The following is a 25,928-nucleotide window of genomic DNA, read 5'->3' as shown; positions in this document are numbered from 1 at the left end:
GCGGGACGGCCGCGGGACGCCGTCTGTCGGTTGATTGATCGAGCCGTGAGCTTAGCCAGCCGCCGCGCCGCGCCCCGTGAAAAGATTGGTGACGGCATGCGAAATGCAACGGCCGCCCGCCGGCCGCGGTTCCCATTCCGGCCGCGCGCCGCCCTCCACGGCGGGCTGGCGGCGCCGCTCAGCGGACCAGCACGCTGACGGCGGTCATGCCGATCGGCTCGCCGTTCTTGCCGGTCACGCCGGAGAGCTCGCGGAAGGCGCTGGCCTGGACCTTCTCCGGCAGCGGCACGAACTTCACCTGCCGGGCCAGCGCGTCGCCGCGGCCGTAGGCCCACACGAAGAAGCGCAGCGCACGGGTGGCCCGCGCCGTGTCGGCGGCCACCTTGGGCATTGCCACGTAGGTGCCCATGGTGATCGGCCAGGCACCCTCGCCGGGCATCTGCACCAGCCCCTCCGAAAAGTCGCCGTGGGAGAACCAGCGGCTGTTCACCACCGCGTTGCGGAAGCTCTCCGGCGAGGCGCTCAGGTAGCGGCCCGCCGCGCTGCGCAGCTGGACCGGCGTCAGGCTGTCCTGGGCCACGTAGGCGTAGTCGATGTAGCCGATGGCGCCGGGGGTGGCGCGGACGGTCTTCGAGACCTCGGAACTGCCCTTCACGGCGATCACCTCGGGCGGCCAGGCGTGCTTGCTGGCCACGCCGAAGCGTGCCTTCCAGGCCGGGCTGACCCGGCTCAGGTAGTCGGAAAAATGGTGGGTCGAGCCCGAGCCGTCGCTGCGCCCGACCACCCGGATCGGCTCTGCGGGCAGGCTCAGGCCGGGGTTGAGGGCGGCTATCTCGGGGGCGTTCCAGACCGTGATCTCGCCCAGGAAGATCCGCGCCAGGACGTCGCCGCTCAGCTTGAGGGCGCCGCCGAGGCGGCGCAGGTTGACCACCGGGACGATGCCGGAGACCACGGTGGGAAACATCACCAGCCCGTCGCGGGCCAGCTCGCTCCTGGGGGCCATCACGTCGGAGGCGCCGAAATCAACCTGGCGCTGGCGGATGCGGGCCATCCCCGCCCCCGAGCCGACCGGGTCGTAGTCGAGCGCCTCGCCGCCGGCCTTGAGGTACTCGTCGGCCCACAGCCGATAGGCCGGCGCCGCGGCGGAGGAACCCGCGCCACGGATGCCGTCCGCGACGGCGGCGGGCGGACACCCCAGCATGGCGCCCAGGCACAGGCCCAGGACGCCCTTCGAAAGGCTTGTCTTCATCGTTGTCTGCTCACGGCGCCGCCTCCGCGCGCCGTCTTCTCTCTGTAAGGGGGCGTCCGCAAGTGCGCGCCGGCGGCTGTACCACCAAGCGCTGCCTTCCGGCTCGTGAAAGGAGCGGCTAGGTTAGTCACAGGCCGCCGCGGCGCATGTGAAAAGATTGGTGTCCTGCGCACAAAATGCTTGCGACGGCGGCGCTAAAGCCACATCTCACAAGCCTCGGGGGCCTGTGGGGGCCCGGTGGCCTTCATGGCCGGTGGGGCATTACAGCAGAGGAATTCGACGGTTTGATGTCAGCCGGCCGCCGACCGGCAGCGTGCCGGTCGGCGTGGGGTTTTCCCTGGGCGCGGCGGCATCCGCATGGGATGCCACCCGAAAGACCTCAGAAAACCGCCTCCCGCTCGGTTTCCGGACGCAGCGCCGCGCGCACGATGTTCTCGCCGAGGGCCGGCGAGCACAGCTCGATGAAGCGGTAGGCGAAGCCGCGCAGGAAGTGCCCCTTGCGCACCGCGATGCGGGCCAGGTTCTCGCCGAACAGGTGATCGCTGGGCAGCATGCGCAGGTTGCGGTCGCGCTCCGGGTCGAAGGCCATCGAGGCGACGATGCCGATGCCGAGGCCGAGCTCCACGTAGGCCTTGATCACGTCCGCGTCGAGGGCCGACATCACGATGTCGGGGGCCAGCCCGGCGTCGGCGAAGGTCGCGTCGATGCGGGCGCGGCCGGTGAAGCCCTGATGGTAGGTGATCAGCGGGTGCTCGGCGATCGCCTCGAGGGTCAGCGGCGTGACGCCCTCCAGCGGATGGCCGGCGGGCACGATCACCGAATGGTGCCAGCCGTAGAAGCCGAAGGAGACGCAGTCGCTGATCTCGGCCAGGCTCTCGGTGGCGATGCCGATGTCGGCGCGGCCATCCTGCAGCATGGTGGCGATCTCGTTGGGGCTGGCCTGGTGGAGCACCAGATGCACCTTGGGGTAGGCCTGCTTGAAGCGCGTCACGACCGGCGGCAGCGCGTAGCGGGCCTGGGTGTGGGTGGTGGCGATGGTCAGCTGGCCGTGGTCCTTGTTGCTGAACTGGGCGGCGATGCTCTTGATGTTGCGCGCGTCGAGCAGCATGCGGTCCACCACCACCGCCAGCTCCTCGCCGGGCTCGGTGAGCCCGAGGAGGCGCTTGCCCTTGCGCACGAAGAGCTCGAGGCCGAGCTCGTCCTCGAGGTCCTTGATGTGCTTGGAGACGCCCGACTGGGAGGTGAACAGCGCCGCCGCCACCTCGGTCAGGTTGAAGTTGCGGCGTACCGTCTCGTGCACGATGCGCAGTTGCTGGAAGTTCATCAGATCTCCCAGTTGGGCGCCTCGGGCGCCGGCGCGCCGGTGACCCCGCGCTCGAAGATGCTGAGCCGCAACGGCACCAGGCGCACCGCCTGGCCCTCGTGGAGGCCCAGCCGACCGACCTCCTCGCGGGTCAGCTCGACCTCGAAGATCTGGCCCTGGGAGCCATTGAGGCCATCCAGCTCGACCCGCGCCGTGACGCCGAACGACAGGATGCGGCTGATCCGCGCCGGCACGCCGCTGGCGTCCTCGCCGCCGACGACGATGTTGAGCTCGTGGGGCCGCGCGAAGGCGACCACCTCGGCGCCGGCATCCAGCGCCACCTTGTCGCTCGACAGGCGCTCGCCGCCCACATGCACCGCCTCGTCCTGGACGCGGCCGTGGAAGAGGTTCACCGAACCCAAAAAGCCATACACGAAGGGCGAGGCCGGGTGGCGATAGACCTGCTCCGGCGTGCCCACCTGCTCCACCTTGCCGTGGTCCATCAGCACCACCCGGTCGGCAACTTCCAGCGCCTCCTCCTGGTCGTGGGTGACGAAGATCGAGGTGATGTGCAGCTCGTCGTGGAGCCGGCGCAGCCAGCGGCGCAGCTCCTTGCGCACCTTGGCGTCGAGCGCGCCGAAGGGCTCGTCGAGGAGCAGCACCCGCGGCTCGACCGCCAGCGCCCGGGCCAGCGCGATGCGCTGGCGCTGGCCGCCGGAGAGCTGGGACGGGAAACGGTCGGCGATCCAGTCGAGCTGCACCAGCTTGAGCAGCTCGGTGACCTTGGCCTTGATCGCCGCCTCGGACGGGCGCTGGCCGCGGGGCTTCATGCGCATCCCGAAGGCCACGTTGTCGAACACGGTCATGTGGCGGAACAGCGCGTAGTGCTGGAACACGAAGCCCACCTGGCGTTCCCGCACGTGGGTGTCGGAGGCGTCGGCGCCGTCGAGCAGCACCTGGCCGCCGTCGGCCGACTCCAGCCCGGCGATGATGCGCAGCAAGGTGGTCTTGCCGCAGCCCGAGGGCCCCAGCAGCGCCACCAGCTCGCCGGTGGGGAAGTCGAGGGAGACGTCGTGCAGCGCGGTGAAACCGCCGAACTGCTTGCGGATGTTGCGAACCTGGATACTCATTTTTGCTTCAACCTCATTCTTCGCTGGCGCCGGCGGCACCAGCGCGCTTCTCGACCCACACCTTGACCGCCAGGGTCACCAGCGCCAGCAGCGCCAGCACCGAGGCCACGGCAAAGGCGGCGGCGAACTGGTATTCGTTGTAGAGGATCTCCACGTGCAGCGGCATGGTGTTGGTGAGGCCGCGGATGTGGCCCGACACCACGCTCACCGCGCCGAACTCGCCCATCGCGCGGGCGTTGCACAGGATCACCCCGTAGAGCAGGCCCCACTTCACGTTGGGCAGGGTCACGTGCCAGAAGGTCTGCCAGCCCCGCGCGCCGAGCACCACGGCAGCCTCCTCCTCGTCCTTGCCCTGGGCCTCCATCAGCGGGATCAGCTCGCGGGCGACGAAGGGGAAGGTCACGAACACCGTCGCCAGCACGATGCCCGGCACGGCGAAGATGATCTTCACGTCGTGGTCCGACAGCCACGGGCCGAACCAGCCCTGGGCGCCGAACACCAGCACGTAGATCAGGCCCGCCACCACCGGCGACACCGAGAACGGCAGGTCGATGAAGGTGATCAGCAGGTGCTTGCCGCGGAACTCGAACTTGGTGATCACCCACGCCGCGGCCACGCCGAAGACGAGGTTGAGGGGCACCGCGATCAGCGCCGCGGTGAGGGTCAGCTTGATCGCCGAGAGGGCGTCCGGCTCGACCAGGGCCGCCAGGTAGGTGTCCCAGCCCTTGCGGAAGGCTTCGACGAACACCGCCACCAGCGGCAGCAGCAGGAACACCGCGAAGAAGGTCAGCGAGACGCCGAGCAGGGTCCACTTGACCCACGCCGGCTCCCGCGTGGCGGCGTTGGCCTCGTAGCGGGTCGAGTTGTCGCGGGCTGTCTTGAGGGAAGTCGCGCCGGCCATCAGCGTTCCCTCCCGGTGCGCTTGGCGGTCCACGCCTGCAGGCCGTTGATGGCGAGCAGCAGCGTGAACGAGAAGACCAGCATGACCACCGCGATCGCGGTCGCCCCGGCGTAGTCGTATTGTTCGAGCTTGGTGATGATCATCAGCGGGGTGATCTCGGAAACCATCGGGATGTTGCCGGCGATGAAGATCACCGACCCGTACTCGCCCACCGCGCGGGCGAAGGCCATCGCGAAGCCGGTCAGCAGCGCCGGCATCAGGGTGGGAAAGACCACGTGGCGGAAGGCCTGCCAGCGGTTGGCGCCCAGGCTCACGGCGGCCTCCTCGTACTCGGTGTCGAGGTCTTCGAGGATGGGCTGCACCGTGCGCACCACGAAGGGCAGGCCGATGAAGATCAGCGCCACCAGCACCCCCAGCGGCGTGAAGGCGACCTTGATGCCCAGCGGCTCGAGGTGCTGGCCGACCCAGCCGTTGGGCGCGTACAGCGCGGTGAGCGCGATGCCGGCCACCGCGGTGGGCAGCGCGAAGGGCAGATCCACCAGCGCATCCACCAGGCGCTTGCCGGGGAAGGAGTAGCGCACCAGCGCCCAGGCCAGCATCAGCCCGAACACCGCGTTGATCGCCGCCGCCAGCAGCGAGGCCCCGAACGACAGCTTGTAGGAGGCCACCACCGTCGGGGCGGTGACCACGTTCCAGAACTGCTCGAAGCCCAGGCTGCTGCTCTTGACGAACACCGCCGCCAGCGGGATCAGCACGATCAGCGACAGGTAAACCAGCGTGTAGCCGAGCGACAGGCCAAAGCCCGGCAACACGGAATTGCTGCGGGAAGCCATCAACGTTTCACCGTGATCTGGTCATACACGCCGCCGTCGGCGAAGTGGGTCTTCTGGACGGCGTCCCAGCTGCCGAACTTCTCCTCGACCGTGAAGGTGCGGATCGCCGGGAAGCGGGCCGCGTACTTCTTGGCCACCGCCGGGTCGCGCGGGCGGAAGTAGTGCTTGGCGATGATCTCCTGGCCCTCGGGGGAGTACAGGAAGTTGAGGTAGGCGGTGGCCTGCTTGCGGGTGCCCTTCTTGTCCACCACCTTGTTCACGATCGCCACCGGCGCCGAGGCGTCGATGGACAGGGACGGATAGACCACGTCGAACTTGTCGCCGCCGACCTCGTTGTCGATCAGCACCGCCTCGTTCTCGAAGGTGACCAGCACATCGCCGATGCCGCGCTGGGTGAAGGTGGTGGTGGCGCCGCGGCCGCCGCCGTCGAACACCGGCACGTTGGCGAACAGCTTGCCGACGAACTCCCGCGCCTTGGCGTCGTTGCCGCCCTTGGAGAGCGCGTAGCCCCAGGCGGCCAGGTAGGTGTAGCGGCCGTTGCCGGAAGTCTTGGGGTTGGGGATCACCACCTGCACGCCGGCGCGGGCCAGGTCGTCCCAGTCCTTGATGCCCTTCGGGTTGCCCTTGCGGACCAGGAAGATCGTCGCCGAGGTGTAGGGCGCCGCGCCGTTGGGGAAGGCCTTGCGCCAGTCGGCACCGGCGAGGCCGCTCTTCGCGAGCACGTCGAGGTCGGCGGCCTGGTTCATCGTCACCACATCGGCCTCGAGGCCGGCGATCACCGACTGGATCTGCTTGCTCGACCCGCCATGGCTCTGGTTGACCGTCAGCTTCTCGCCGGTGGTGCGCTGCCAGTGGGCGACGAAGGCCGGGTTGATGTCCTTGTAGAGTTCGCGGGCCACGTCATAGGAGACGTTGAGGAGCGTAGTATCGGCCTGCGCGCCACCGGCGGACAGCAGGCTCACGGCGGCCAGCGCAGCCACGACGGGGCGCACGAAGAGACGGGGCGGGGACATGGCGATTCTCCATTCAAAGTCGAGAGGCGCGAGTATAGAAAAGCCGAATCCCCATCCAAACGAATAAAAAAGGCTTTGCTTATTACTTTTTGGAAATAACGACGCCGGCCGCCCCCGGCAACGCCCTGCGGAGCAACCCATGAAAGCCCTCACCCAAGCCCTCAAGACCCTTCTTCCCAGCCTCGCTGCCCTCGCCCTCGGCGCCTGCGCCCAGCTCGGCGGGCCGCCGCTCACGCCCGGGGTCAGCACCCTCGCCGACCTGGAGCGCAGCCTCGGCGCGCCGGCCATACGCTGGCGCGAAGCCGACGGCGGCGAGCAGCTCGCCTACCCCCGGGGCCCGATGGGCGTGCACACCTGGATGGCCCGCACCGACGCCGCCGGGCGGCTGGTCAGCATCGACAACGTGTTGCAGCCACGCTACTTCGCGCGCATCCAGGCCGGCATGAGCCAGGACGAGGTGCTGCGCGTCCTCGGCCCCTCCTATCCGGGCTGGACGATTTACTTCAAGGCGCGGGACGAGCTGGTGTGGGAATGGCGCTACTGCGACGACTGGTCCGAGCCGGCCCGCTTCGACGTGCTCTTCGACGGCACCAGCGGCAAGGTGCGCAGCACGCTGAGCATCACCGAGCGGATGTCGCTCCCCTTCGGCCGTGGCAACCGGCGCGACTGGTGCAGCCGCTAGGCGAAGCGGCCGCACGCTGACGGACGCCCCCGGGCCGGGGGCGTGGCGCGCGGCTCAGCCGGCGGCGGGCGGCTGCGACAGCAACACTTTGTCGACCCGGTTGCGGTCCATGTCGAGCACCTCGAAGCGCCAGCCAACCGCCTCGAAGTGGTCGGTGGGCGCGGGGATGCGCCCGAGCACGTGCATGATCAGGCCGCCCACCGTATTGAAGGAATGCTCCTCCTCGCCGGGCAGATCGTCGCCGATGTCAAGCACCGACTTGAGCCGCTCGATGCCGACGTCGCCATCCACCAGCCACGAGCCGTCCTCGCGCTGCAGCATGTCGCGGTCTTCGGGGGCCTCGGGCACCGACAGCTCGCCGACGATGGCGGCGAGCACGTCGGTGAGGGTCACCAGGCCCTGCACCTCGCCGTACTCGTCCACGATCAGCGCGAACTGCAGGCGGGCGCGGCGGAAGCTCTCGAGCAGCTGGGTGGTCGTCACCGACTCGGGCACATAGAGCGGCGGGCGCAGCAGCGCCTCGAGGTCGGCCAGCGTGACACCCTGGCCGGGCAGGGCCTTCTTGAGCAGGTCGCCGGTCTGCAGCACGCCGAGCACCTGCTCCAGCCCGTCGCGGCACACCACCACCCGCGAGAACGAGGTGTCGATGAGGCGCTGCCAGACCACCGCCTCGCCCTCGTCGAGGTCGATGATGAACATGTCGCGGCGCGGCGTCATGATCGCCGAGATGCGCTGCTCGTCGAGGCGCAGCACGTTGGAGACGATCTCCTGCTCGCTCTCGTGGAAGACGCCGGCCTCGGCGCCCTGCTCCATCAGCACCTTGATCTCGTCGTCGGTGACCGGCGGCTCGTCCTTGCGGCGGGCGCCCACCAGGCGCAGCAGCGCCGAGCAGGAGCCCGACAGGATCACCACCAGCGGGTGGGTGATGCGCGCCAGGATCATCATCGGCCGGGCCATCAGGGCGGCGATGCCCTCCGGCGCCAGCAACGCCAGCCGCTTGGGCACCAGCTCGCCGACCACCACCGAGAAGTAGGTCAGCATCACCACCGTGATGGTCAGCGCGATGCCCCGCGCGTAGGGTTCGAGCAGCGGCACGCGGGAGAACCATTCGGCCAGCGGATCGGCGATCGCCGCCTCGCCGACCGCACCGTTGAGAATACCCACCAGGGTGATGCCCACCTGGATGGTGGACAGGAAGCTTGCCGGCTCCTGGTGCAGCCGGAGCGCCGCCTCGGCCCCCAGGCTCCCGTCGTCGGCCAGGTTCTGCAGCCTGGACTTGCGGGACGAAACAACGGCAATCTCGGACATGGCGAACACGCCATTGAGAAGAATCAGCAGCAGAATCAGGACTATATCCATCAGTCAGGCCACCCTGCGCCCAGCGGGCGTGTGGCCGGGGAATGAAAAACGCCCGTATTGTAGCCGCGTCTGCGCACGATGCACGGCAGCAAAATCCGAATGTGATGGCGCAAAAAGCGGCCCGGCGTACCGGAGCAGGGTCTAGAATCGCGCGGATGCTCCACGCTCCACCCGCCCCGCGGTCGCGAACGCTCGCCGCAGCGTTTGCCCTGTCCCTGCTCGCCCACCTCGGCCTGCTGCTGATGCACGTCGAACCGCCGCCGGCCCCCGCCCGGAGCACCACCCTGGAGGCCCGCCTCGCCCCGCGTCCCGCCGCGCCGCGCGTCGACACCCGGCCGCCGGCCCAGCGCGCCGCGGCGGCGGCGGCGCCCCCCTCCCGCCCCCGCCAGGCTGAGCCGAAGCCGGCAAAGCCCGCCTCCGCCACGCCACGCATCCTCACCGCCCGCAAGCCGACCGAGCGGCGGGCGCCCCCGTCCACGCCCACCTGGAGCGTGGCCCAGAAGCAGGAGATGAACGACTTCCTCGACGAGCTCGAGCGCGAGGCCCGCACCCGGCCCGTCAAGCCACAAGCGCAGCCCGACCTGGCCGAACGCGCCCTGGCGATGGCCCGGGAGGCCGGGCGGCAGGCCCAGCGGGAGGGCAGCCGCAGCCCCCAGCATGACCCGGCCATGCTCATCGAGCGCATCCCCGGCAGCCCGCCGCCCGACCCCTTCAGCCTGGATTTCTACCTCGACTCCCTGCTCAAGAAGCTCAACCGCAGCGCCGCCTTCGTGAAGAGCGACCCGCGCAGCCGCGGCGTGCAGGCGGCGGCCATCGAGGTGCGCATCAACCCCGACGGCTCCCTGAAGAGCTTCGTCGTGACGCGGGCCGGCGACCAGCAGTCCGAGATCAACTTCGTGAAGTCAGTGGTCGAGCGGGCCGTGCCCTTCGCCGCCTTCCCGCCCGACATCGTGCGTTCGGCCCGCTCCCTGGGGCTGATGATCTGCATCCAGCCGAGCAGCGGCGGCAACGGCGGCTTCGGCTTCACCCGGCGGGCCGAGGGCAGCGGCTGCGGCTAGGCCCCGGCTGTCTATACTGGGGGCGTCATCCCTTCCGCCCGCCGCCCCATGCCCTGCATCCTCGCCCTCGACCAGGGCACCAGCAGCAGCCGTGCCATCATCTTCGACGCCGCGGGCGAGGCCCTCGCCAGCGCCCAGCAGGAATTCCGCCAGTCCTACCCCGAGCCCGGCCGGGTCGAGCACGACGCCCACGAGATCTGGCGCACCCAGCTCGCCTGCGCCCGCAGCGCCCTGGCCCAGGCCGGCCTGACCGCCTCCGACGTCGCCGCGATCGGCATCGCCAACCAGCGGGAGACCACCGTGCTGTGGAGCCGGGCCACCGGCGAGGCCCTGGCACCGGCCATCGTCTGGCAGGACCGGCGCACCGTCGGCCACTGCGAGCGGCTTCGGGCCGCCGGGCACGCCGGGCGGATCCGCGCACTGAGCGGCCTGGAGCTGGACGCCTACTTCTCGGCCACCAAGCTGGCCTGGCTGCTCGAGCACATCCCCGACGCCCGCCGCCGGGCCGAGGCCGGCGAACTCGCTTTCGGCACCATCGACAGCTGGCTGATCTGGCAGCTGACCGGCGGCCGGCGGCACCTCACCGACGTGAGCAACGCCTCCCGCACGATGCTGTTCGACATCCACCGCCAGCGCTGGAGCGACGAGCTGCTGGCGCTGTTCGACATCCCCCCGGCCGCGCTGCCGGAGGTGGTGGCCAGCAGCGGCTTCGCCGGCGAGACCGACCCGGCCCTGTTCGGCCGCCCTATCCCCATCGGCGGCATCGCCGGCGACCAGCAGGCCGCCACCTTCGGCCAGGCCTGCCTGCGCCCCGGCATGGCCAAGAACACCTACGGCACCGGCTGCTTCCTGATGCTCAACACCGGCGCGCAGCCGGTCGAGTCGCGCCAGCGCCTGCTCACCACACCCGGCTGGCGCATCGGCGAGCGCACGGATTACATGCTGGAGGGCAGCGTCTTCATCGGCGGCGCGGTGGTGCAGTGGCTGCGCGACGGCCTCGGGCTCATCGAGCGGACGGCCGACATCGAGGCCCTCGCCGCCTCGGTTCCCGACAGCGGCGGCGCGGTGCTGGTGCCCGCCTTCGCCGGCCTCGGCGCGCCCTGGTGGGACGGCCACGCCCGCGGCACCCTGCTGGGCCTGACCCGCGGCGTCGGCAAGGCCCACATCGCCCGGGCCGCCCTCGACGCCATCGCGCTGCAGACCGTCGACCTCGTGGAAGCCATGGGCCGCGACGGCGCAGCGCCGCTTGGCGAGCTGCGGGTCGATGGCGGCGGCGCGCGCAACGACCTGCTGATGCAGACCCAGGCCGACCTGCTCGGCGTGCCGGTGGTCCGCCCGCACCAGACCGAGACCACCGCCCTCGGCGCCGCGCTGCTGGCCGGCCTGGCGGCGGGGCTGTGGCAGGGCCCGGACGAGCTGGCCGGGCTGTGGCGGGCCGAGCGGCGCTTCGAGCCCACGGGCAGCGCCGACTGGCGCGCAAGCCGCATCGCCGAATGGCACCGGGCGGTCGAGCGCGCCCGCGGCTGGGCCGCCCCCTGAGCCGCGATGCAGCGCGAGCCGCTCCTCGAACGCCTGCGCACCGCGCCGCGCTGGGACGTGGTGGTGATCGGCGGCGGCGCCACCGGGCTCGGCTGCGCGGTGGATGCCGCCGCCCGGGGCTATTCGACCCTGCTGCTCGAAGCCCATGATTTCGCCCAGGGCACCAGCTCGCGCTCCACCAAGCTGATCCACTGCGGCGTGCGCTACCTGGCCCAGGGCCGCCTCGGGCTGGTGCGCGAGGCCCTCGCCGAGCGGGCGACCCTGCTCGCCACCGCGCCCCACCTGGTCTACCCGCTACGCTTCGTGGTCCCGGTTTATCGCCAGTGGGACCGCCTTGTCCTCGCCGCCGGGCTGACGGCCTACGACTGGCTGGCCGGGCGGCACGGCCTCGGCCCGAGCCGCCTGCTGTCGGCCCGGGAAACCGCCGCCGCCCTGCCCGGCCTGCAGCCGGCGGGGCTGGTGGGCGGCATCGCCTGCATGGACGCCCGCTTCGACGACGCCCGGCTGGCCATCGCGCTGATGCGCACGGTGTTCGATCTGGGCGGGACGGCGATCAACTATCTGCCCGTCACCGGGCTGCGCCACGAGGGGGGCCGGGTCGCCGGCGTCACGGCGCGGGACGGCGAAACCGGCGAAACCTTCGCGATCGCGGCCCGGGTGGTCATCAACGCCACCGGCGTGTGGAGCGACGAGGTCCGCCGGCTGGACGACCCGTCCGCGACGCGCCGGCTGGCCCCGAGCCAGGGCGCCCACGTGGTGCTGGAGCGGCGCTTCCTGCCCGGTCGCGACGCGCTGCTGATCCCCCGCACGCCCGACGGCCGCGTGCTGTTCGTGATCCCCTGGCAGCAACACCTGCTCCTCGGCACCACCGACACGCCGCGGGCGGACTGCCCGCTAGAGCCGCGCCCCTTCGCGGGGGAGATCGACTTCATCCTCGCCACCGCCGGCCGCTACCTGGCCCAGCGCCCGACCCGCGCCGACGTGCACAGCGCCTTCGCCGGGCTGCGCCCGCTGCTGGGCGGCGCGGGCGGCACGGCGCAGCTGTCGCGGGAGCACGCCATCGACGTGTCGGCGGCCGGGCTGGTCACGGTGGCGGGCGGCAAATGGACGACCTACCGGCGGATGGCCGAGGACGTCATCGACCACGCCGCCGGCAGCGCCGGCCTGCCCCCGCACCCCTGCCCGACTGCGCGGCTGGCGCTCCACGGCAGCCCCGGCGCGCCCTGCGCCGACGGCTACGGCACCGACCGGGCGGAGATCGACCGCCTGCCCGGCGCCACGCGGCGCCTGCATCCGGCCTTCACCCTGAGCGAGGCCGAGGTGCGCCACGGGGCCCGCCACGAGCAGGCGCGCGAGGTCGAAGACATGCTTGCCCGGCGCCACCGGGCGCTGTTCGTCGACGCCCCGGCGGCCATCGAGGCGGCGCCGGCCGTCGCCGCCATCCTGGCCGACGAGCTGGGCTGGAGCGCCCGCCGGACGACCGAAAGCAAAGAAGCCTTCCGCCGGGTGGCGGAAGGCTTCCTTTAAGCGCGAAGGCCGGCCGGCGCACGCCGGACGCGGTCAGGCCTGGGTTTCGGCGATGCGCCTGGCGATGTGCTCGAGGGCCTCCTCGACCTGGTCGATCAGGATCAGGCACAGGTCGCCCGGCTGCAGCTTGGACAGCGCGGTGTCGATGGCCAGGAACTCGCCGCGGATCTCGACGATGTCGCGGGTCCGCGGGGCATCCACCAGGCCCTGCTGCAGCAGGGCCAGCACCTCGCCGTCGGCGCGGCCGCGCTGGCATTCGTCCTGGTACAGCACCACGTCGTCGAACACCTTGCCGAGGATGCGGGTCTGCTCGCGGATGTCCTCGTCGCGGCGGTCGCCAGCGCCGCTGATGACCACCGAGCGGCGCTTGGCCGGCATGGTCTCGACGGCCTGCACCAGGGCCAGGATGGCGTCCGGGTTGTGGCCGTAGTCGGCGATCAGGGTGGCGCCCTTGTAGTCGAACACGTTGAAGCGGCCCGGCGCGGTGGCGGCGTCGTTCACGAAGGTGGCCACCCCCCGGCGGATGATGTCCGGACTCAGGCCCAGCCCCCAGGCGGCGGCGATGGCGGCCATCGCGTTCTCGACCTGGAAGGAGATCGTGCCGTTGCGGGTGATCGGGATGCCGGCCAGCGGCACGCGGAACTCGTTGCCGCCCTCCGCCGCGACGATGTCGCCGCCGTCGACGAACACCACCTTGCGGCCCTGCACCCGGTGGGTGGCGAGCACGTGGTTGTTGGGATCGAGGGCGAAGAACAACACCGAGCCCGGGCAGGCGCCGGCCATCTTGACGACCATCGGGTCGGCGGCGTTGAGCACCGCGATGCCGTGGGGCGCCACGTTCTGCACGATCACGCGCTTCACCACTGCCAGGTCTTCGACGGTGCTGATGTAGGACAGGCCGAGGTGATCACCCATGCCGATGTTGGTGACCACCGCCACGTCGCAGCGGTCGAAGGCGAGGCCCTCACGGAGCACGCCGCCGCGCGCGGTCTCGAACACCGCCGCGTCCACGTCCGGGTGCAGCAGCACGTTGCGGGCGCTGCGCGGGCCGCTGCAGTCGCCGGTGTCGATGCGGCGCTTGCCGACGTAAACGCCATCCGAGTTGGTCATGCCGACCCGGTTGCCGGCCACACCGAGGATGTGCGCGGTGAGGCGCACGGTGGTCGTCTTGCCGTTGGTGCCGGCCACCGCCACCACCGGGATGCGGCCGTTCTCGCCGGGCTTGAACATGTTGCCGACGATCGCCTCGCCCACCGGGCGGCCCTTGCCGTAGGAGGGCTGCAGGTGCATGCGCAGGCCGGGCGCGGCGTTGCATTCGACGATGCCGCCGCTCTGGGCCTCGAGGGGCTCCAGCACGTTCTCGCACACCACATCGACGCCGCAGATGTCGAGGCCGATGTTGCGGGCCGCGGCGATCGCGCGCTCGGCCACTTCGGGGTGGACGTCGTCGGTGACGTCGGTGGCGGTGCCGCCGGTGGACAGGTTGGCGTTGTTGCGCAGGATCACGCGCTTGCCCTTGGCCGGCACGGACTCGGCGTCGAAGCCCTGGTTGGCCAGGGTGGCGAGGGCGATCTCGTCGAAGCGGATCTTGGTGAGCGAGGTGGCGTGGCCGGTGCCGCGGCGCGGGTCGCTGTTAACGTGGTCGACGAGCTCGCGGATGGTGCGCTTGCCGTCACCGATGACCAGCGGCGGCTCGCGGCGGGCGGCGGCGACGAGCTTGTCACCGATCACCAGGAAGCGGTAGTCGTGGCCCGGCAGGTAGCGTTCGACCATCACGTCGTCGCTGATCTCGGCGGCCACCCGGAAGGCGGCCTTCACTTCTTCTTCGGTGCGCAGCTTGACCGCCACGCCCTTGCCCTGGTTGCCGTCGCGCGGCTTGACGACCACCAGGCCGCCGATCTCGCGGGCGGCCAGCCAGGCGTCGTCGGCGTCGGTGACCGAGCGGCCCAGGGGCACCGGCACGCCGGCGGCGCGCAGCAGGGTCTTGGTGAGCTCCTTGTCCTGGGCGATGGCCTCGGCCACCGCACTGGTGAGGTCGGTCTCGGCGGCCTGGATGCGGCGCTGCTTGCTGCCCCAGCCGAACTGCACGAGGCTGCCCTCGGTGAGGCGGCGGTAGGGGATGCCGCGGGCCACGGCGGCCTGCACGATGGCGCCGGTGGAGGGGCCGAGGCGCACGTCCTCGTCGAGCTCCCGCAGGCGGCCGAGGGCGTCAGCGAGGTCGAAGCCGAGCTTGTCATCGGCGGCGGCGCGGAGCAGCGCGATGGCCAGGTCGAAGGCCAGGCGGCCGACCTTTTCTTCGGTGTATTCGACCACCACCTGGAACACGCCCTTCTCGAGGGTCGGCGCGGTGCGGCTGAAGGTGACCGGACAACCGGCGCAGGCCTGCAGGCCGAGGGCGGCGAGCTCGAGGGCGTGGGCGACGGAGCTGGGGCCCTGGGGGCCGTCGGCCTCGAGAAAGCCCATCTCGGGGAAAAGGTTGCGCAGGCGCGTCTCGAAACCCGACATCTGGTCGATGTTGCACTCGTCGTCGGTGCAGGTCACGATGGCCTCGATCGCGGTATGCCGGCTCCACAGATTGGGGCCGCGCAGAGCCCGGATGCGTGAAACTTCCATGGATAACAGTCCTTGTCTCTATTTTTTGGCCGGCCCCCGGTTCGATGCGGGGGCCGGTTTCGTCAGCTCGGGCGGTGGGCGGCGGGCGTTCAGTCGCCGCGCAGCGGGGCCTTCGGGTTGTAGGGCAGCACGCCGGCGCGGATCAGCGCCGGGGAGATGTCGAGGGCCCAGGCGCCCGCGATGGCGGCCAGCAGGTTGGGCAGCACGCCCGGCCTGGCGGCCTCGCCGTCGGCCAGCATGTGGATGCGGGCGAGCGGCGCGAGCACCTCTTCGGCCTCGCCGGTGGCCAGCACGATGGCCTCGTCCTTGACGAACACGGCGCGCCTGCCTTCGGCGCGGGTGGCGACGATCGCCTCGGCGCCGCCATCGACGCCGAAGAAGATCACGTCGCCGTCGGACAGGGAGGCCATCTCGACCACCGCCGGATCTTCGGCGTTGAGCACCGCGACGCCGCTGGAGAGCACGAGGTCGACCTGGGTGCGGAAGACGTTCCAGACCTTTTCGGGGGCGTCGATGTAGAACTCGCCGAAATGCAGCTCGGGGTCGATGTTGGTGACCACCCCGACGCTGCAGCGGTCGTACACCGTGCCGTCGGCGAGGATGTCGCGGCAGCCGTTCTCGAAGACCGCCGCCTCGACGGAGCGGTTCATCAGCACGCGCTCGGCGGCGTCCCAGTTGGTGCCCTCGGGAGTCTCCACCTGGCGGCCATCGAGGAACACGCCCTCGCTGCAGGCGAGGCCGGTGTATTGGCCCGACAGGCGCGACAGATGGGCAATGAGGCGCGCCACCGGGGTCTTGCCGCGGCTGCCGGTCACGCCGACCACCGGAATGCGGGAATCCTCGTCCTTCTCGAAGAGATGGTCGACGATCGCCTCGCCCACCGGGCGCGGCTGACCGACGGCGGGCTTGATGTGCATCAGCAGGCCCGGGCCGGCGTTGACCTCGACGATGGCGCCGCGCTGCACATCCAGCGGCTTGGAGATGTCCTCGCAGACCAGGTCGATGCCGGCGATGTCGAGGCCGACGATGCGCGCCGCCAGGCAGGCCAGCTCGGCGGTGTCGGGGTGCACCTCGTCGGTGACGTCGAAGGCCATGTTGCTGGTGCGGACGATCATGACCTCCTGGCCCTTCTCGGGCACCGAGCTGCCGGTGAAGCCCTGGCGCTCGACCTCCATCTTGGCGGCCGGGAAGCGGTCGAGGCTGATCACATACAGCGGGAACTCGTGCTCGACGCCGCGGCGCGGGTCGGTGTTGATCTGGCTGTCGATCAGCTCATCGATGGTGGACTTGCCGTCGCCCTTGACCGACACCGCCTCACCCATGTTGGCGGCGACCATCTTGCCGCCGACCACCAGGATGCGGTGCTCGGTGCCCTTGATGAAGCGCTCGACCATCACCTCGGAGCCCTCGGCCGCGGCGAGCGGGAAGGCCGTCGCGACCTCCTCGGGGGTCATCACATTGACGAACACGCCGCGGGCATGGTTGCCGTCGGTGGGCTTGACCACCACCGGGTAGCCGATATCCTCGGCGGCGGCGATGGCCTCCTCGATGCTGGCCACCACCTCGCCCTCGGGCACCGGCACGCCGCAGGAGGCGAGCAGCGACTTGGTGAGGTCCTTCTCGCTGGCGATGCCCTCGGCGATGGCCGGGGTGCGGTCGGTCTCGGCCGTCCAGATGCGGCGCTGGCGGGCGCCGTAGCCCAGCTGCACCAGGTTGCCCTCGGCCAGCAGGCGGATGTAGGGGATGCGCCGGCTCTTGTCGGCGGCGGCCTCGACGATGCAGCGGGTGCTGGGCCCGAGCATGTAGTCGTCGATCAGGTCGCGCAGCTTGGCGACGGCGGCGTCCACGTCGTAGGGGCGATCCTCGATGGCGGCCATCAGCAGGTCGCGGCCCATGTTCAGCGCGGCCACGGAGACCTCCTTCTGCCAGGCCCGGATGACCACCTTGTACACCCCCCGCTCCGAGGTCTCGCGGGCCTTGCCGAAGCCCCCCGGGATGCCGGCGAGGTTCTGCAGCTCGAGGGTGACGTGCTCGAGGATGTGCCCCGGCCAGGTGCCGTCGTGCAGCCGCTTCACGAAGCCGCCCCGCTCGCCGATGCTGCAGCGGTGCTCGATGAGCGTCGGCAGCAGGGTGGTGAGGCGGTCGGGCAGCCCGGGGATGACGTTGGACGGGCAATCTTCGAGATCGTGGATGTCGACCCACGCTTCGAGGACGGACCGGTAGGTCCAGATGTTCGGTCCCCGCAGGTGGAGCACTTTGAGGAAATCGATCGTTTTGTTGGTCATGGGCAAGGGTGTGGAGTGGACGGGCCTGGTGTCGGCTGACGTCGGGGCGGACTGAATCCGCCTTTAACGCAGCAGGGCCGGGTCAGGATTACCTGCGAAAAAAATATTCCGCGAGCCGGTGCGTTCCGGCCCACACTGGGTGTACGCGCTTGTAACGAGTCAGTAAACTTCGTCCGCAATTCTGCCTCACGCAAGCCCTTTCCTGTGGCCCAATCGCGTCCATCGAAATGAATTCCCACTCAGATTCCCTTCCGGCCGCCCCGGCTGGCAGTTCTTCGGCCCTCTCCGGCGCCTACAGCGACTACCTCGGCCCGGCCGTGCCCGACACCTGGCGCCCCGCCCTCGACAAGGCCCTCGCCGGTGGCGAGAAGGTGCTCGCCAGCCTCAGCCTCGATCTGGACACCCGCCTGCAGTTCCGCCCGGGCCTGGTGGTGCTCACCAACAGCCGCCTGATGGCCTGGGACGATGGCGCGCAGGACTGGCAGTCGTGGCCCTACCGGGAGGGCATGCAGCTGCGCCACCGGGACCAGGCCGGCGTCGCCAGCCTCGACCTCGTCGACACCCGGGCCCGGCTCGCCTGCTGGCGCTTCACGCTGGCCCAGGACCCGGCCGCCCGCAACCTGGCCGACCGCTTCCACGCCCAGCTCGAATGCGTGCTGGCGGGCCGCGAGCCGACCCCGCCGGAGCCCCTCACCTGCCCCACCTGCGACGCGCCGCTGCCCGCCGGCACCGACGAGTGCCCCACCTGCGCCCGCGAGATCCACACCCCGCCGTCCACCTGGACCCTGTTCCGCCTGTGGCGCTTCGCCCGCCCGTACAAGGGCCAGCTGCTGGCCGGCTTCCTGCTCACCCTCGCCTCCACCGCCGCCACCCTGGTGCCGCCCTACCTCACCATGCCGCTGATGGACGAGGTGCTGATTCCCTTCCAGAACGGCGTGCCCATCGACCAGCACAAGGTCATGATGCTGCTCGGCGGGCTGCTGGCCGCCGCGCTGGTGGCGTGGAGCCTGGGCTGGGCCAAGACCTACATCCTGGCGCTGGCCAGCGAGCGCATCGGCGCCGACCTGCGCATCACCACCTACGAGCACCTCCAGGGCCTGTCCCTCGAGTACTTCGGCGGCAAGCGCACCGGCGACCTGATGTCGCGGATCGGCGCCGAGACCGATCGCATCACCCTGTTCCTGTCGCTGCACCTGCTCGACTTCGCCACCGACGTGCTGATGATCACCATGACGGCGGCGATCCTGATCTCCATCAACCCCTGGCTGGCCCTCGTCACGCTGGTGCCGCTGCCCTTCATCGCGTGGCTGATCCACGCGGTGCGCGACCGCCTGCGCTACGGCTTCGAGCAGGTCGACCGGGTTTGGGGCGAGGTCACCAGCGTGCTCGCCGACACCATCCCGGGCATCCGCGTGGTCAAGGCCTTCGCCCAGGAGAAGCGCGAGGTGAACCGCTTCCGCGAGGCCAACCTGCGCAACAAGCAGGTGAACGACCGGGTGAACCGCATATGGTCGGTATTCTCGCCGACCGTCACGCTGGCCACCGAGGTCGGCCTGCTGATCGTGTGGGGCTTCGGCATCTGGCTGGTGGCGGGCAAGTCGATCACCGTCGGCGTGCTCACCGCCTTCCTCACCTACATCTCGCGCTTCTACACCCGGCTTGATTCCATGAGCCGCATCGTGTCCTTCACCCAGAAGGCCGCCGCCGGCGCCAAGCGCATCTTCGACATCCTCGACCACGTCTCCAGCGTGCCCGAGCCCACCAAACCCCAGCACCTGCCGCCCGTCACCGGCGCCATCGAGTGCCGCAAGGTCGGCTTCCGCCACGGCAACCGCACCATCCTCAAGGGGGTCGACCTCAACATCAAGGCCGGCGAGATGATCGGCCTGGTGGGCCACTCGGGCTCGGGCAAGAGCACCCTGGTCAACCTCATCTGCCGCTTCTACGACGTGACCGACGGCTCGATCCGCATCGAGGGCGTCGACGTGCGCGCGGTGCCGGTGTCCGAATACCGCCGCAACATCGGCCTGGTGCTGCAGGAGCCCTTCCTGTTCTTCGGCACCATCGCCGAGAACATTGCCTACGGCAAGCCCGACGCCAGCCGCGACGAGATCATCGCCGCCGCCCGCGCGGCCCATGCCCACGACTTCATCATGCGCCTGCCCCACGGCTACGATTCGCTGGTGGGCGAGCGCGGCCAGGCGCTCTCCGGCGGCGAGCGCCAGCGCATCTCCATCGCCCGCGCGCTGCTCATCGACCCGCGCATCCTGATCCTCGACGAGGCCACCTCGGCCGTCGACACCGAGACCGAGATGGAGATCCAGGCGGCCCTCGAGAACCTCATCCGCGGCCGCACCACCATCGCCATCGCCCACCGCCTGTCCACCCTGCGCAAGGCCGACCGCCTGGTCGTCCTCGACCGCGGCCAGATCGTCGAGATCGGCAACCACGAGGCCCTGATGGAAAAACAGGGCGCCTACTTCCGCCTCTACGAAGCCCAGTCCCGCAAGCTCGACGACGGCGACCCCAAGGAACAACCGCGCGTGCCGCTGCATCGCGAACACGCCAACGCCTGAGCCCCCCCGCCATGCCCCACGCCGCCATCCAACTCGAACGCAACGCCTTCGGCCAGCTCGTCCTCATCGACGCCGCCGGCACCGCCCACCCGGTCACGCCGGTGCGCTCGTTTCCCATCGCCGCGCCCACCGAGGGCATCGGCCTGGTCAGCCCCGACGGCGACGAGCTCGCCTGGGTCGAACGCATCGACAACCTGCCGCCCGCCTCCCGCCAGGCCCTCGAGGACGACCTGGCCAGCCGCGAGTTCATGCCGGTGATCCAGCGCATCCGCAGCGTCTCCAGCTTCGCGACGCCCAGCACCTGGGAGATCGACACCGACCGCGGCCCGACCACGATGGTCCTGAAGGGCGAGGAGGACATCCGCCGCCTCGCCCGCCCGGCCCTCCTGATCGCCGACAGCCGCGGCATCAACTTCCTGATCCGCGACCGCTACGCCCTCGACCCGGTCAGCAAGAAGATGCTGGACCGCTTCCTGTAACGGCCCACCCGGGGCCGGCCTGGCCCTTCAGAAGCGCGTCGACCACACGCCCTTCAGCAGACAGCGCTCGGGCGTCTCCTTGAAGCCGCGGCCGATGCCGAGGTGGAGCGCGCCCTGGGCGGTCTCGAACTCCGTCACCAGATAGGCCGTCCGGTCACCCTCGCCGGGCCGCAGGCGATTGGCCTTGCCGCCGTCGGTGTAGGCCTCGACGCCCCAGGCGAAGCGCTCCGAGGCCTTGTGGAGCGCCTTCAGGTCGAGGTTGAGATCCGGTGCGCGCTCGACGCCCGCCCGGCCCCAGCCCCAGATCAGGTGGGGGTTGGCGGTGACCCGGTAGCGCTCCCCGTCGTAGCCGACGATCCCGCGAAACTCGGCGCTGCGCGGCGCCTCCACGTAGCGACGGGCGTTGATGTCGTATTCGGTGTTGAAGCCATAGAACCACCGCCCCGCCTCGCGGATGTGCTTGAGGCGGAACATCAGCGCGGACGCCCCCCAGGCGCCGTTGTCCGACGCCGGGCCATCCACGCCGCTGCGCATCACCGGCAGATGCACGCCCGCCTCCCAGCCCGGCGCGAGCCCGGTGGCGAACTCGGCCATCAGGTAGCTCAGGCGATGCACGGGCCAGGTGCGGCCTTCGCTGGCGCGTTGTCCCTTGAGCGTGGTGTTGGCATGGAGCGACGCCACCACCTCGCCCCGCTCGGCGAGATCGCCCTCATGGACCATGATCTCCGGGTCGGCCAGCGCCAGCCCGGGCAGCCAGGCAAGCAGGAAGCAGCAGCAACGCAGTCGTAGGGGCATGACGGTGAGGGTTTTCACTGAAAAGCCAATGATAACCATTCTCAAATAAAACGACTTGATCGAGCGCAAATCCCGGCGCCGGAGATCCGGACGTTCGCCCCCGGACGGGCGAGCCAGCAACCCGGGTCGGCCTCACCGCCCTCCGCCAGCCATCACGCCGGCTGGACATGCAGGCCCACGGACGGCGAGCGCACAAAGCAAAACAGGGACTGCATTGCTGCAGTCCCTGTTTTGCTTGTCTGGCGCGCCCGGCAGGATTCGAACCCACGACCCCTTGGTTCGTAGCCAAGTACTCTATCCAACTGAGCTACGGGCGCATAACCCAACTTTCAGCCGATTGCGGCACCGCAAGCGCAGCCGCCACATCGACCGAATCAACCGCCCCGATGACTCGGGATGATTGCTGAAACTTTGGCGCGCCCGGCAGGATTCGAACCCACGACCCCTTGGTTCGTAGCCAAGTACTCTATCCAACTGAGCTACGGGCGCACACATACAACAACCCAACGATTTTGACCAACCACCGGCTGCACTGCAACCGACATCGTGTCAATCAAAACAGGTGACTCGAAAGTCACTCTTGCAAAACTGGCGCGCCCGGCAGGATTCGAACCCACGACCCCTTGGTTCGTAGCCAAGTACTCTATCCAACTGAGCTACGGGCGCGTTGAAGAGCCGAGATTATACATGCGCTTTTCGAAATTGGAAGCCCTTTGATGCAGTTCGATGAAATTTCTTCTGGAGGCCGTGTTTCATCAGGGTAAACGAGGACCCCAGACCGGTTTGCTGCGGTGCACAAAAGCCCTACAATAAAATCTCGAGAATTTTACAAACTCGGAGGAGAGCGCTGATGAACACGCAAGCCGGCAATCGTCTGCACAGAATCGTCATCGTCGGCGGAGGCGCCGGAGGTCTCGAGCTCGCCACCCGCCTCGGCGACACCCTCGGCCGCCGCGGCAAGGCCGACATCACCCTGATCGACCGCACCCGCACCCACATCTGGAAACCCAAGCTCCACGAGATCGCCGCCGGCAGCATGGACATCGGCGACCACGAGGTCGGCTACCTGGCCCAGGCCCACTGGCACCACTTCCATTTCCGCATCGGCGAGATGACCGGGCTCGACCGCCGACAGCGCCTGGTCCATGTGGCGCCCTACGTCGACGCCGAAGGCCAGCAGGTCACCCCCGCCCGCTCCTTCCCCTACGACACCCTGATCATCTCGGTGGGCAGCCAGAGCAACGATTTCGGGACGCCGGGCGTACGCGAGAACGCGATGAAGCTCGAGACGCCCGGCGCTTCCACGTACGCATGGTGAACGCCTGCGTGCGCGCCCACGCCCAGGGCACGCCCCTGCGGCCGGAGCAGCTCCACATGGCGATCATCGGCGCCGGCGCCACCGGCGTCGAGCTGGCCGCCGAGCTGCACCACACCACCCGCGAGGTGGTGGCCTACGGCCTCGACCGGGTCGACGCCGACAAGGACATCAAGCTGTCGGTGATCGAGGCCGCGCCCCGCGTGCTGCCCGCCCTGCCCGAGCGCCTGTCGAACTCCACCGAGAAGCTGCTGCGCTCCCTCGGCGTCGATGTGCACACCAACGCCAAGGTGGCCGAGGTGCTGCCAGACGGCGTGCGCCTCGCCGACGGCCGGGTGCTGCCGGCCGAGCTGGTGGTGTGGGCCGCCGGCGTGAAGGGCCCCGAGTTCCTCACCCGCCTCGACGGCCTGGAGACCAACCGCATCAACCAGCTCCTGGTGCGCCAGACCCTGCAGACCACCCTCGACGACAACGTCTTCGCGATGGGCGACTGCGCCGCCTGCCCGTGGCCCGAGAAGAACGGCTTCGTGCCGCCCCGCGCCCAGGCCGCCCACCAGCAGGCCACCCACCTGCTCAGGCAGATCCGCCGCCGCCTGGCCGGCAAGCCGCTGGAGGACTACCGCTACAAGGATTTCGGATCGCTGGTGTCGCTCGGCGAGTTCAGCACCGTCGGCAACATGATGGGCGGGCTGGCCCGGGGCGACCTGTTCATCGAAGGCCGCTTCGCCAAGCTGATGTACACCTCCCTGTACAAGATGCACGAGCTGGCCCTGCACGGCTGGGTCAAGGTCGCGCTCGACACGCTGGCGCGGATGATCACGCGGCGCACCGAACCCCACGTCAAGCTGCACTGACGCGCGCCCCGCGGGGGTGGTTTGCGGGATAATCCCGCTCCACCCCTCTATATGAGCTATCGACCGGAGCCCCGATGAAGACCGTCCGCATCCTCGACACCGACCTCGAGTTCGTCCGCCTCGCCTCGGCCCACCCGCGGGCGGGCGCGCCGGCCATGGTGTTCCTCCACGAAGGGCTGGGCTCGATCTCGATGTGGCGGGATTTCCCGCAGAAGGTGGCGGACGCCACCGGCTGCGAGGCGGTGGTCTATTCGCGCTACGGCTACGGCCGCTCGACGCCGCGCAGCGCACCCAACACGCCCCGCTACATGCACGAGCAGGCGCTGGACGTGCTGCCGGCCCTGCTCGACGCCCTGGAGCTGGAGCGGCCTTTCCTGTTCGGCCACAGCGACGGCGGCTCGATCTCGCTGATCAACGCCGGCGGCAGCCCGCGCCCCCTGTCGGGTATCGTCGTGATGGCGCCCCATGTACTGGTCGAGGAGATCACCCTGGCCGGCATCCGCGACGCCGTCGCGGTCGCCGCCCGGACCGACCTGATCCAGCGCCTCGGCCGCTACCACGCCGACGCCGCCACGGTCTTCGAGGCCTGGCAGCGGATCTGGCTGAGCCCCGAATTCCGCGCCTGGAACATCGAGGAATACCTCCCGCGCATCGCCTGCCCGGTGATGGCGATCCAGGGCGAGGACGACGAATACGGCACCCTCGACCAGATCGACCGCATCGCCGGCCAGGCCCGCGACGTGGACCTCGTCAAGCTGGCCGACTGCCGCCACTCGCCCCACAAGGACCAGCCGGCGGCCGTCATCGAGGCGGTGGCGGGCTTCGTCGACCGCATCCTCGACACGCAACAGTAAAGAGGGCCCAAGGCCCCCGCGGGGGCCTCAGAAGATCAGGCACCAGTCCGGGTCGGAGTCGGTCACGTCGGTGATCTCCTCGACCGCGTTGATCGCATCCCGGGCCACCAGCAGCTTGTCCACGATCCCGAAGAAGACATCCACCACCCGCGGGTCGAACTGCTGGCCGCGCCGCTCGCGGATCATGTCCAGGATCTCGGCGTCGCCGCGCGCCGGTCGGTAGCAACGGTCGATCGACAGGGTATCGAAGAAGTCGGCCAGGGCCACGATGCGCCCGGACAGCGGGATCGCCTCGCCGCTCAGGCCCTGGGGGTAGCCCGCGCCGCTGAAGTGCTCGTGGTGAGCCATCGACACCTCGGCCGCCAGCTCCAGCACCGGCGCGTCGGAGCCGGCCAGAATGCTGGCGCCGATCCGCGGGTGCTCGCGCATCAGGCGCCACTCGTCGGAGGTCAGCGGCCCGGTCTTGCGCAGGATGCTCTCGTGGATGCCGATCTTGCCGATGTCGTGCATCTGGGCCGCCTTGTAGAGCATCTCGCAATACTCGTTGGGGCAACCCAGGGCCTCGGCGATCATCGCCGAGAAGGCCCCGACCCGCTGCATGTGGGCCCCGACTTCGCCGTCCTTGTGCTCGGCGGCGCGGGCCAGGCGGAACAGGGTGTCCTGGTGGGCCCGCTCGAGGGCGCGGAAGGCCTCGTCGCGCTGGTCGCGCACGTCCTGCAGCTCCCGCATCAGGCGATTGAGCTGGGCACGGGCGGCGGCGGCTTCCCGTTCGTCCGCCTGCGGAGCGCCCGGCACGGGGGCGGGCTGCATGCCTTCGGCCCGGGCATCGGGCACGACGGATTGAAATTGGTTTGCTGCGATCTTGCTGTTCATCATGCGCTCCTCGTTGAGGCCGTTTCGCCCTCGCCCGTGCACCGGACCTTCTCTGCTGGGGTCGGGGCGTGCCGGGTGCCTTCTCTCGGGTGTGGCTCGAACCACGACCGGCGGCGTCTCAAACCCGCCTTGATGTTATTTTAGTGATATTCTCATTTTTATTGTTTCTGAAAGCGTCAAAGAGCGTGTAAGAAAATCCCTTATACCGCGGGCGGACGTGCGCTCTTTCACGCCGCCGCAGGCCGGTACGGCAGTCCAGCGGGATGAAGCCGCCGAAAGAGCACAAAAAAAGGCGACCCGCAGGTCGCCTTTCTTGCCCGGACCGACCATTTCGGCGGCCGGCGGGAGCTACGGCAGGCCGTGTCAGTTCACGGCGTCCTTCAGCTTGGAGCCGGCCGAGAACTTGGGCTGCTTGGAGGCAGCAATCTGGATCTCGGCGCCGGTTTGCGGGTTGCGACCGACACGTGCGGCACGCTCGCCCACGGAGAAGGTGCCAAAACCAACGAGGGTAACGCTCTCGCCCTTCGCGAGGGCCTCGGTGATGATCTCCATCACGCCGTCAACGGCGCGGCCGGCATCGGCCTTGGTCAGACCACTCTTGCCCGCCAGCGCTTCGATCAGTTCAGTCTTGTTCATAGCTCGTCTTGTATGGATGAAAGAAATGGGTGGTTACAGGAGTCTCCACAGGTG

General features: G+C 69.8%; 21 protein-coding genes and 3 tRNA genes. 9 read left to right on the top strand and 15 right to left on the bottom strand.

The genetic code is table 11. The features are described 5' to 3' along the window. Positions 1 to 178: 178 nt before the first annotated feature. From pstS to ACE3OU_RS10600, 6 genes are all read right to left on the bottom strand, one after another. On the bottom strand, positions 179 to 1,249 hold the full coding sequence (pstS, locus tag ACE3OU_RS10625; protein WP_374241533.1) for a phosphate ABC transporter substrate-binding protein PstS: 1,071 nt from the start codon (positions 1,247 to 1,249) through the stop codon (positions 179 to 181). 379 nt (positions 1,250 to 1,628) lie between these two features. Next, positions 1,629 to 2,573, bottom strand: a complete 945-nt coding sequence (locus ACE3OU_RS10620) for a CysB family HTH-type transcriptional regulator (RefSeq protein ID WP_374241532.1) — start codon at positions 2,571 to 2,573, stop codon at positions 1,629 to 1,631. Continuing rightward, a complete protein-coding gene (locus tag ACE3OU_RS10615; protein ID WP_374241531.1) occupies positions 2,573 to 3,682 on the bottom strand; it encodes a sulfate/molybdate ABC transporter ATP-binding protein in 1,110 nt (369 codons plus the stop codon). Before ACE3OU_RS10615 ends, ACE3OU_RS10620 begins: the two co-directional genes overlap by 1 nt. Before the next feature lie 13 nt (positions 3,683 to 3,695). Then, positions 3,696 to 4,583 (bottom strand): sulfate ABC transporter permease subunit CysW, encoded by an 888-nt coding sequence (cysW, locus tag ACE3OU_RS10610; protein WP_374241530.1) that lies wholly within the window; start codon positions 4,581 to 4,583, stop codon positions 3,696 to 3,698. Next, positions 4,583 to 5,416, bottom strand: a complete 834-nt coding sequence (cysT, locus tag ACE3OU_RS10605; protein ID WP_374241529.1) for a sulfate ABC transporter permease subunit CysT — start codon at positions 5,414 to 5,416, stop codon at positions 4,583 to 4,585. Before cysT ends, cysW begins: the two co-directional genes overlap by 1 nt. Then, complete coding sequence (locus tag ACE3OU_RS10600; protein ID WP_374241528.1) at positions 5,416 to 6,429, bottom strand: sulfate ABC transporter substrate-binding protein; 1,014 nt, start codon at positions 6,427 to 6,429, stop codon at positions 5,416 to 5,418. Before ACE3OU_RS10600 ends, cysT begins: the two co-directional genes overlap by 1 nt. Before the next feature lie 139 nt (positions 6,430 to 6,568). Between ACE3OU_RS10600 and ACE3OU_RS10595 the strand changes: the two genes are divergently transcribed. Then, positions 6,569 to 7,111, top strand: a complete 543-nt coding sequence (locus ACE3OU_RS10595; protein WP_374241527.1) for a hypothetical protein — start codon at positions 6,569 to 6,571, stop codon at positions 7,109 to 7,111. Positions 7,112 to 7,165: 54 nt separating this feature from the next. Here ACE3OU_RS10595 and ACE3OU_RS10590 read toward each other — a convergent pair whose 3' ends face one another. After that, positions 7,166 to 8,470 (bottom strand): hemolysin family protein, encoded by a 1,305-nt coding sequence (locus ACE3OU_RS10590; protein WP_374241526.1) that lies wholly within the window; start codon positions 8,468 to 8,470, stop codon positions 7,166 to 7,168. Positions 8,471 to 8,625: 155 nt separating this feature from the next. Here ACE3OU_RS10590 and ACE3OU_RS10585 point away from each other — a divergent pair, with 155 nt between their 5' ends. Genes ACE3OU_RS10585 through ACE3OU_RS10575 form a run of 3 tightly spaced genes read left to right on the top strand, consistent with a single transcriptional unit; the run spans position 8,626 to position 12,594 of the window. Then, positions 8,626 to 9,528, top strand: a complete 903-nt coding sequence (locus ACE3OU_RS10585; RefSeq protein ID WP_374241525.1) for a hypothetical protein — start codon at positions 8,626 to 8,628, stop codon at positions 9,526 to 9,528. A 48-nt stretch (positions 9,529 to 9,576) separates the two neighbouring features. Further along, positions 9,577 to 11,067 (top strand): glycerol kinase GlpK, encoded by a 1,491-nt coding sequence (gene glpK, locus ACE3OU_RS10580; protein ID WP_374241524.1) that lies wholly within the window; start codon positions 9,577 to 9,579, stop codon positions 11,065 to 11,067. Between the two features lie 6 nt (positions 11,068 to 11,073). Beyond that, positions 11,074 to 12,594 carry an FAD-dependent oxidoreductase gene (locus ACE3OU_RS10575; RefSeq protein ID WP_374241523.1) on the top strand — a complete coding sequence of 507 codons (1,521 nt, stop codon included), beginning with the start codon at positions 11,074 to 11,076 and terminating at the stop codon, positions 12,592 to 12,594. Positions 12,595 to 12,627: 33 nt separating this feature from the next. On the opposite strand, the gene cphA (ACE3OU_RS10570) is transcribed toward ACE3OU_RS10575, so the two are convergent. Both cphA (ACE3OU_RS10570) and cphA (ACE3OU_RS10565) read right to left on the bottom strand, forming a co-directional pair. Further along, positions 12,628 to 15,207: a cyanophycin synthetase gene (gene cphA / locus ACE3OU_RS10570; protein ID WP_374241522.1), complete on the bottom strand. Its 2,580-nt coding sequence runs from the start codon at positions 15,205 to 15,207 to the stop codon at positions 12,628 to 12,630. A gap of 89 nt (positions 15,208 to 15,296) precedes the next feature. Continuing rightward, the gene (gene cphA / locus ACE3OU_RS10565; RefSeq protein WP_374241521.1) at positions 15,297 to 17,492 is read right to left on the bottom strand and encodes a cyanophycin synthetase; all 2,196 of its coding nucleotides are present in this window, start codon (positions 17,490 to 17,492) and stop codon (positions 15,297 to 15,299) included. A gap of 227 nt (positions 17,493 to 17,719) precedes the next feature. On the opposite strand from cphA (ACE3OU_RS10565), the gene ACE3OU_RS10560 reads away from it, so the two are divergent. Together ACE3OU_RS10560 and ACE3OU_RS10555 are read left to right on the top strand one after the other, a co-directional pair. After that, positions 17,720 to 20,068, top strand: coding sequence for an ABC transporter ATP-binding protein (locus tag ACE3OU_RS10560; protein ID WP_374241520.1), 2,349 nt, complete (start codon positions 17,720 to 17,722; stop codon positions 20,066 to 20,068). 11 nt (positions 20,069 to 20,079) lie between these two features. Then, positions 20,080 to 20,547: a DUF1854 domain-containing protein gene (locus tag ACE3OU_RS10555; RefSeq protein ID WP_374241519.1), complete on the top strand. Its 468-nt coding sequence runs from the start codon at positions 20,080 to 20,082 to the stop codon at positions 20,545 to 20,547. 27 nt (positions 20,548 to 20,574) lie between these two features. Here the strand turns inward: ACE3OU_RS10555 and ACE3OU_RS10550 are convergent, their stop codons facing one another. From ACE3OU_RS10550 to ACE3OU_RS10535, 4 genes are all read right to left on the bottom strand, one after another. Next, positions 20,575 to 21,342, bottom strand: a complete 768-nt coding sequence (locus ACE3OU_RS10550; RefSeq protein ID WP_374241518.1) for a hypothetical protein — start codon at positions 21,340 to 21,342, stop codon at positions 20,575 to 20,577. Between the two features lie 240 nt (positions 21,343 to 21,582). Then, a tRNA-Arg gene (locus ACE3OU_RS10545) sits at positions 21,583 to 21,659 on the bottom strand. Between the two features lie 95 nt (positions 21,660 to 21,754). Then, positions 21,755 to 21,831 (bottom strand) — tRNA-Arg (locus ACE3OU_RS10540). Between the two features lie 100 nt (positions 21,832 to 21,931). Continuing rightward, positions 21,932 to 22,008, bottom strand: a tRNA-Arg gene (locus ACE3OU_RS10535). A 184-nt stretch (positions 22,009 to 22,192) separates the two neighbouring features. Here ACE3OU_RS10535 and ACE3OU_RS10530 point away from each other — a divergent pair. The 3 genes from ACE3OU_RS10530 (at position 22,193) to ACE3OU_RS10520 (ending at position 24,365) form a co-directional block, all read left to right on the top strand. Beyond that, positions 22,193 to 22,660 carry an FAD-dependent oxidoreductase gene (locus ACE3OU_RS10530; protein ID WP_374241517.1) on the top strand — a complete coding sequence of 156 codons (468 nt, stop codon included), beginning with the start codon at positions 22,193 to 22,195 and terminating at the stop codon, positions 22,658 to 22,660. Further along, entirely contained in the window at positions 22,654 to 23,511 is an 858-nt protein-coding gene (locus tag ACE3OU_RS10525; RefSeq protein WP_374241516.1) for an NAD(P)/FAD-dependent oxidoreductase, read from the top strand. Before ACE3OU_RS10530 ends, ACE3OU_RS10525 begins: the two co-directional genes overlap by 7 nt. Before the next feature lie 74 nt (positions 23,512 to 23,585). Then, complete coding sequence (locus tag ACE3OU_RS10520) at positions 23,586 to 24,365, top strand: alpha/beta fold hydrolase (protein WP_374241515.1); 780 nt, start codon at positions 23,586 to 23,588, stop codon at positions 24,363 to 24,365. A 27-nt stretch (positions 24,366 to 24,392) separates the two neighbouring features. On the opposite strand, the gene ACE3OU_RS10515 is transcribed toward ACE3OU_RS10520, so the two are convergent. Together ACE3OU_RS10515 and ACE3OU_RS10510 are read right to left on the bottom strand one after the other, a co-directional pair. Continuing rightward, entirely contained in the window at positions 24,393 to 25,238 is an 846-nt protein-coding gene (locus ACE3OU_RS10515; RefSeq protein WP_374241514.1) for an HD-GYP domain-containing protein, read from the bottom strand. Positions 25,239 to 25,601: 363 nt separating this feature from the next. After that, positions 25,602 to 25,892: an HU family DNA-binding protein gene (locus tag ACE3OU_RS10510; protein WP_374241564.1), complete on the bottom strand. Its 291-nt coding sequence runs from the start codon at positions 25,890 to 25,892 to the stop codon at positions 25,602 to 25,604. Positions 25,893 to 25,928 lie beyond the last annotated feature (36 nt).

Origin of the sequence: Zoogloea sp., assembly GCF_041908905.1 — a bacterium.
Lineage (GTDB): Bacteria > Pseudomonadota > Gammaproteobacteria > Burkholderiales > Rhodocyclaceae > Zoogloea.
The sequence above is the reverse complement of the archived record's forward strand: the minus strand, read 5'-3'. Positions and strand labels throughout refer to the sequence as shown.

Coding starts and splice junctions, on each gene's coding strand:
- ACE3OU_RS10600 (WP_374241528.1), bottom strand. CDS start 6,429: ATGTCCCCGCCCCGTCTCTTCGTGCGCCCCGTCGTGGCTGCGCTGGCC.
- ACE3OU_RS10620 (WP_374241532.1), bottom strand. CDS start 2,573: ATGAACTTCCAGCAACTGCGCATCGTGCACGAGACGGTACGCCGCAAC.
- ACE3OU_RS10520 (WP_374241515.1), top strand. CDS start 23,586: ATGAAGACCGTCCGCATCCTCGACACCGACCTCGAGTTCGTCCGCCTC.
- ACE3OU_RS10560 (WP_374241520.1), top strand. CDS start 17,720: ATGAATTCCCACTCAGATTCCCTTCCGGCCGCCCCGGCTGGCAGTTCT.
- glpK (WP_374241524.1), top strand. CDS start 9,577: ATGCCCTGCATCCTCGCCCTCGACCAGGGCACCAGCAGCAGCCGTGCC.
- pstS (WP_374241533.1), bottom strand. CDS start 1,249: ATGAAGACAAGCCTTTCGAAGGGCGTCCTGGGCCTGTGCCTGGGCGCC.
- ACE3OU_RS10525 (WP_374241516.1), top strand. CDS start 22,654: ATGGTGAACGCCTGCGTGCGCGCCCACGCCCAGGGCACGCCCCTGCGG.
- ACE3OU_RS10585 (WP_374241525.1), top strand. CDS start 8,626: ATGCTCCACGCTCCACCCGCCCCGCGGTCGCGAACGCTCGCCGCAGCG.
- ACE3OU_RS10575 (WP_374241523.1), top strand. CDS start 11,074: ATGCAGCGCGAGCCGCTCCTCGAACGCCTGCGCACCGCGCCGCGCTGG.
- cysT (WP_374241529.1), bottom strand. CDS start 5,416: ATGGCTTCCCGCAGCAATTCCGTGTTGCCGGGCTTTGGCCTGTCGCTC.
- cysW (WP_374241530.1), bottom strand. CDS start 4,583: ATGGCCGGCGCGACTTCCCTCAAGACAGCCCGCGACAACTCGACCCGC.
- ACE3OU_RS10515 (WP_374241514.1), bottom strand. CDS start 25,238: ATGAACAGCAAGATCGCAGCAAACCAATTTCAATCCGTCGTGCCCGAT.
- ACE3OU_RS10550 (WP_374241518.1), bottom strand. CDS start 21,342: ATGCCCCTACGACTGCGTTGCTGCTGCTTCCTGCTTGCCTGGCTGCCC.
- ACE3OU_RS10590 (WP_374241526.1), bottom strand. CDS start 8,470: ATGGATATAGTCCTGATTCTGCTGCTGATTCTTCTCAATGGCGTGTTC.
- ACE3OU_RS10530 (WP_374241517.1), top strand. CDS start 22,193: ATGAACACGCAAGCCGGCAATCGTCTGCACAGAATCGTCATCGTCGGC.
- cphA (WP_374241522.1), bottom strand. CDS start 15,207: ATGGAAGTTTCACGCATCCGGGCTCTGCGCGGCCCCAATCTGTGGAGC.
- ACE3OU_RS10595 (WP_374241527.1), top strand. CDS start 6,569: ATGAAAGCCCTCACCCAAGCCCTCAAGACCCTTCTTCCCAGCCTCGCT.
- cphA (WP_374241521.1), bottom strand. CDS start 17,492: ATGACCAACAAAACGATCGATTTCCTCAAAGTGCTCCACCTGCGGGGA.
- ACE3OU_RS10555 (WP_374241519.1), top strand. CDS start 20,080: ATGCCCCACGCCGCCATCCAACTCGAACGCAACGCCTTCGGCCAGCTC.
- ACE3OU_RS10615 (WP_374241531.1), bottom strand. CDS start 3,682: ATGAGTATCCAGGTTCGCAACATCCGCAAGCAGTTCGGCGGTTTCACC.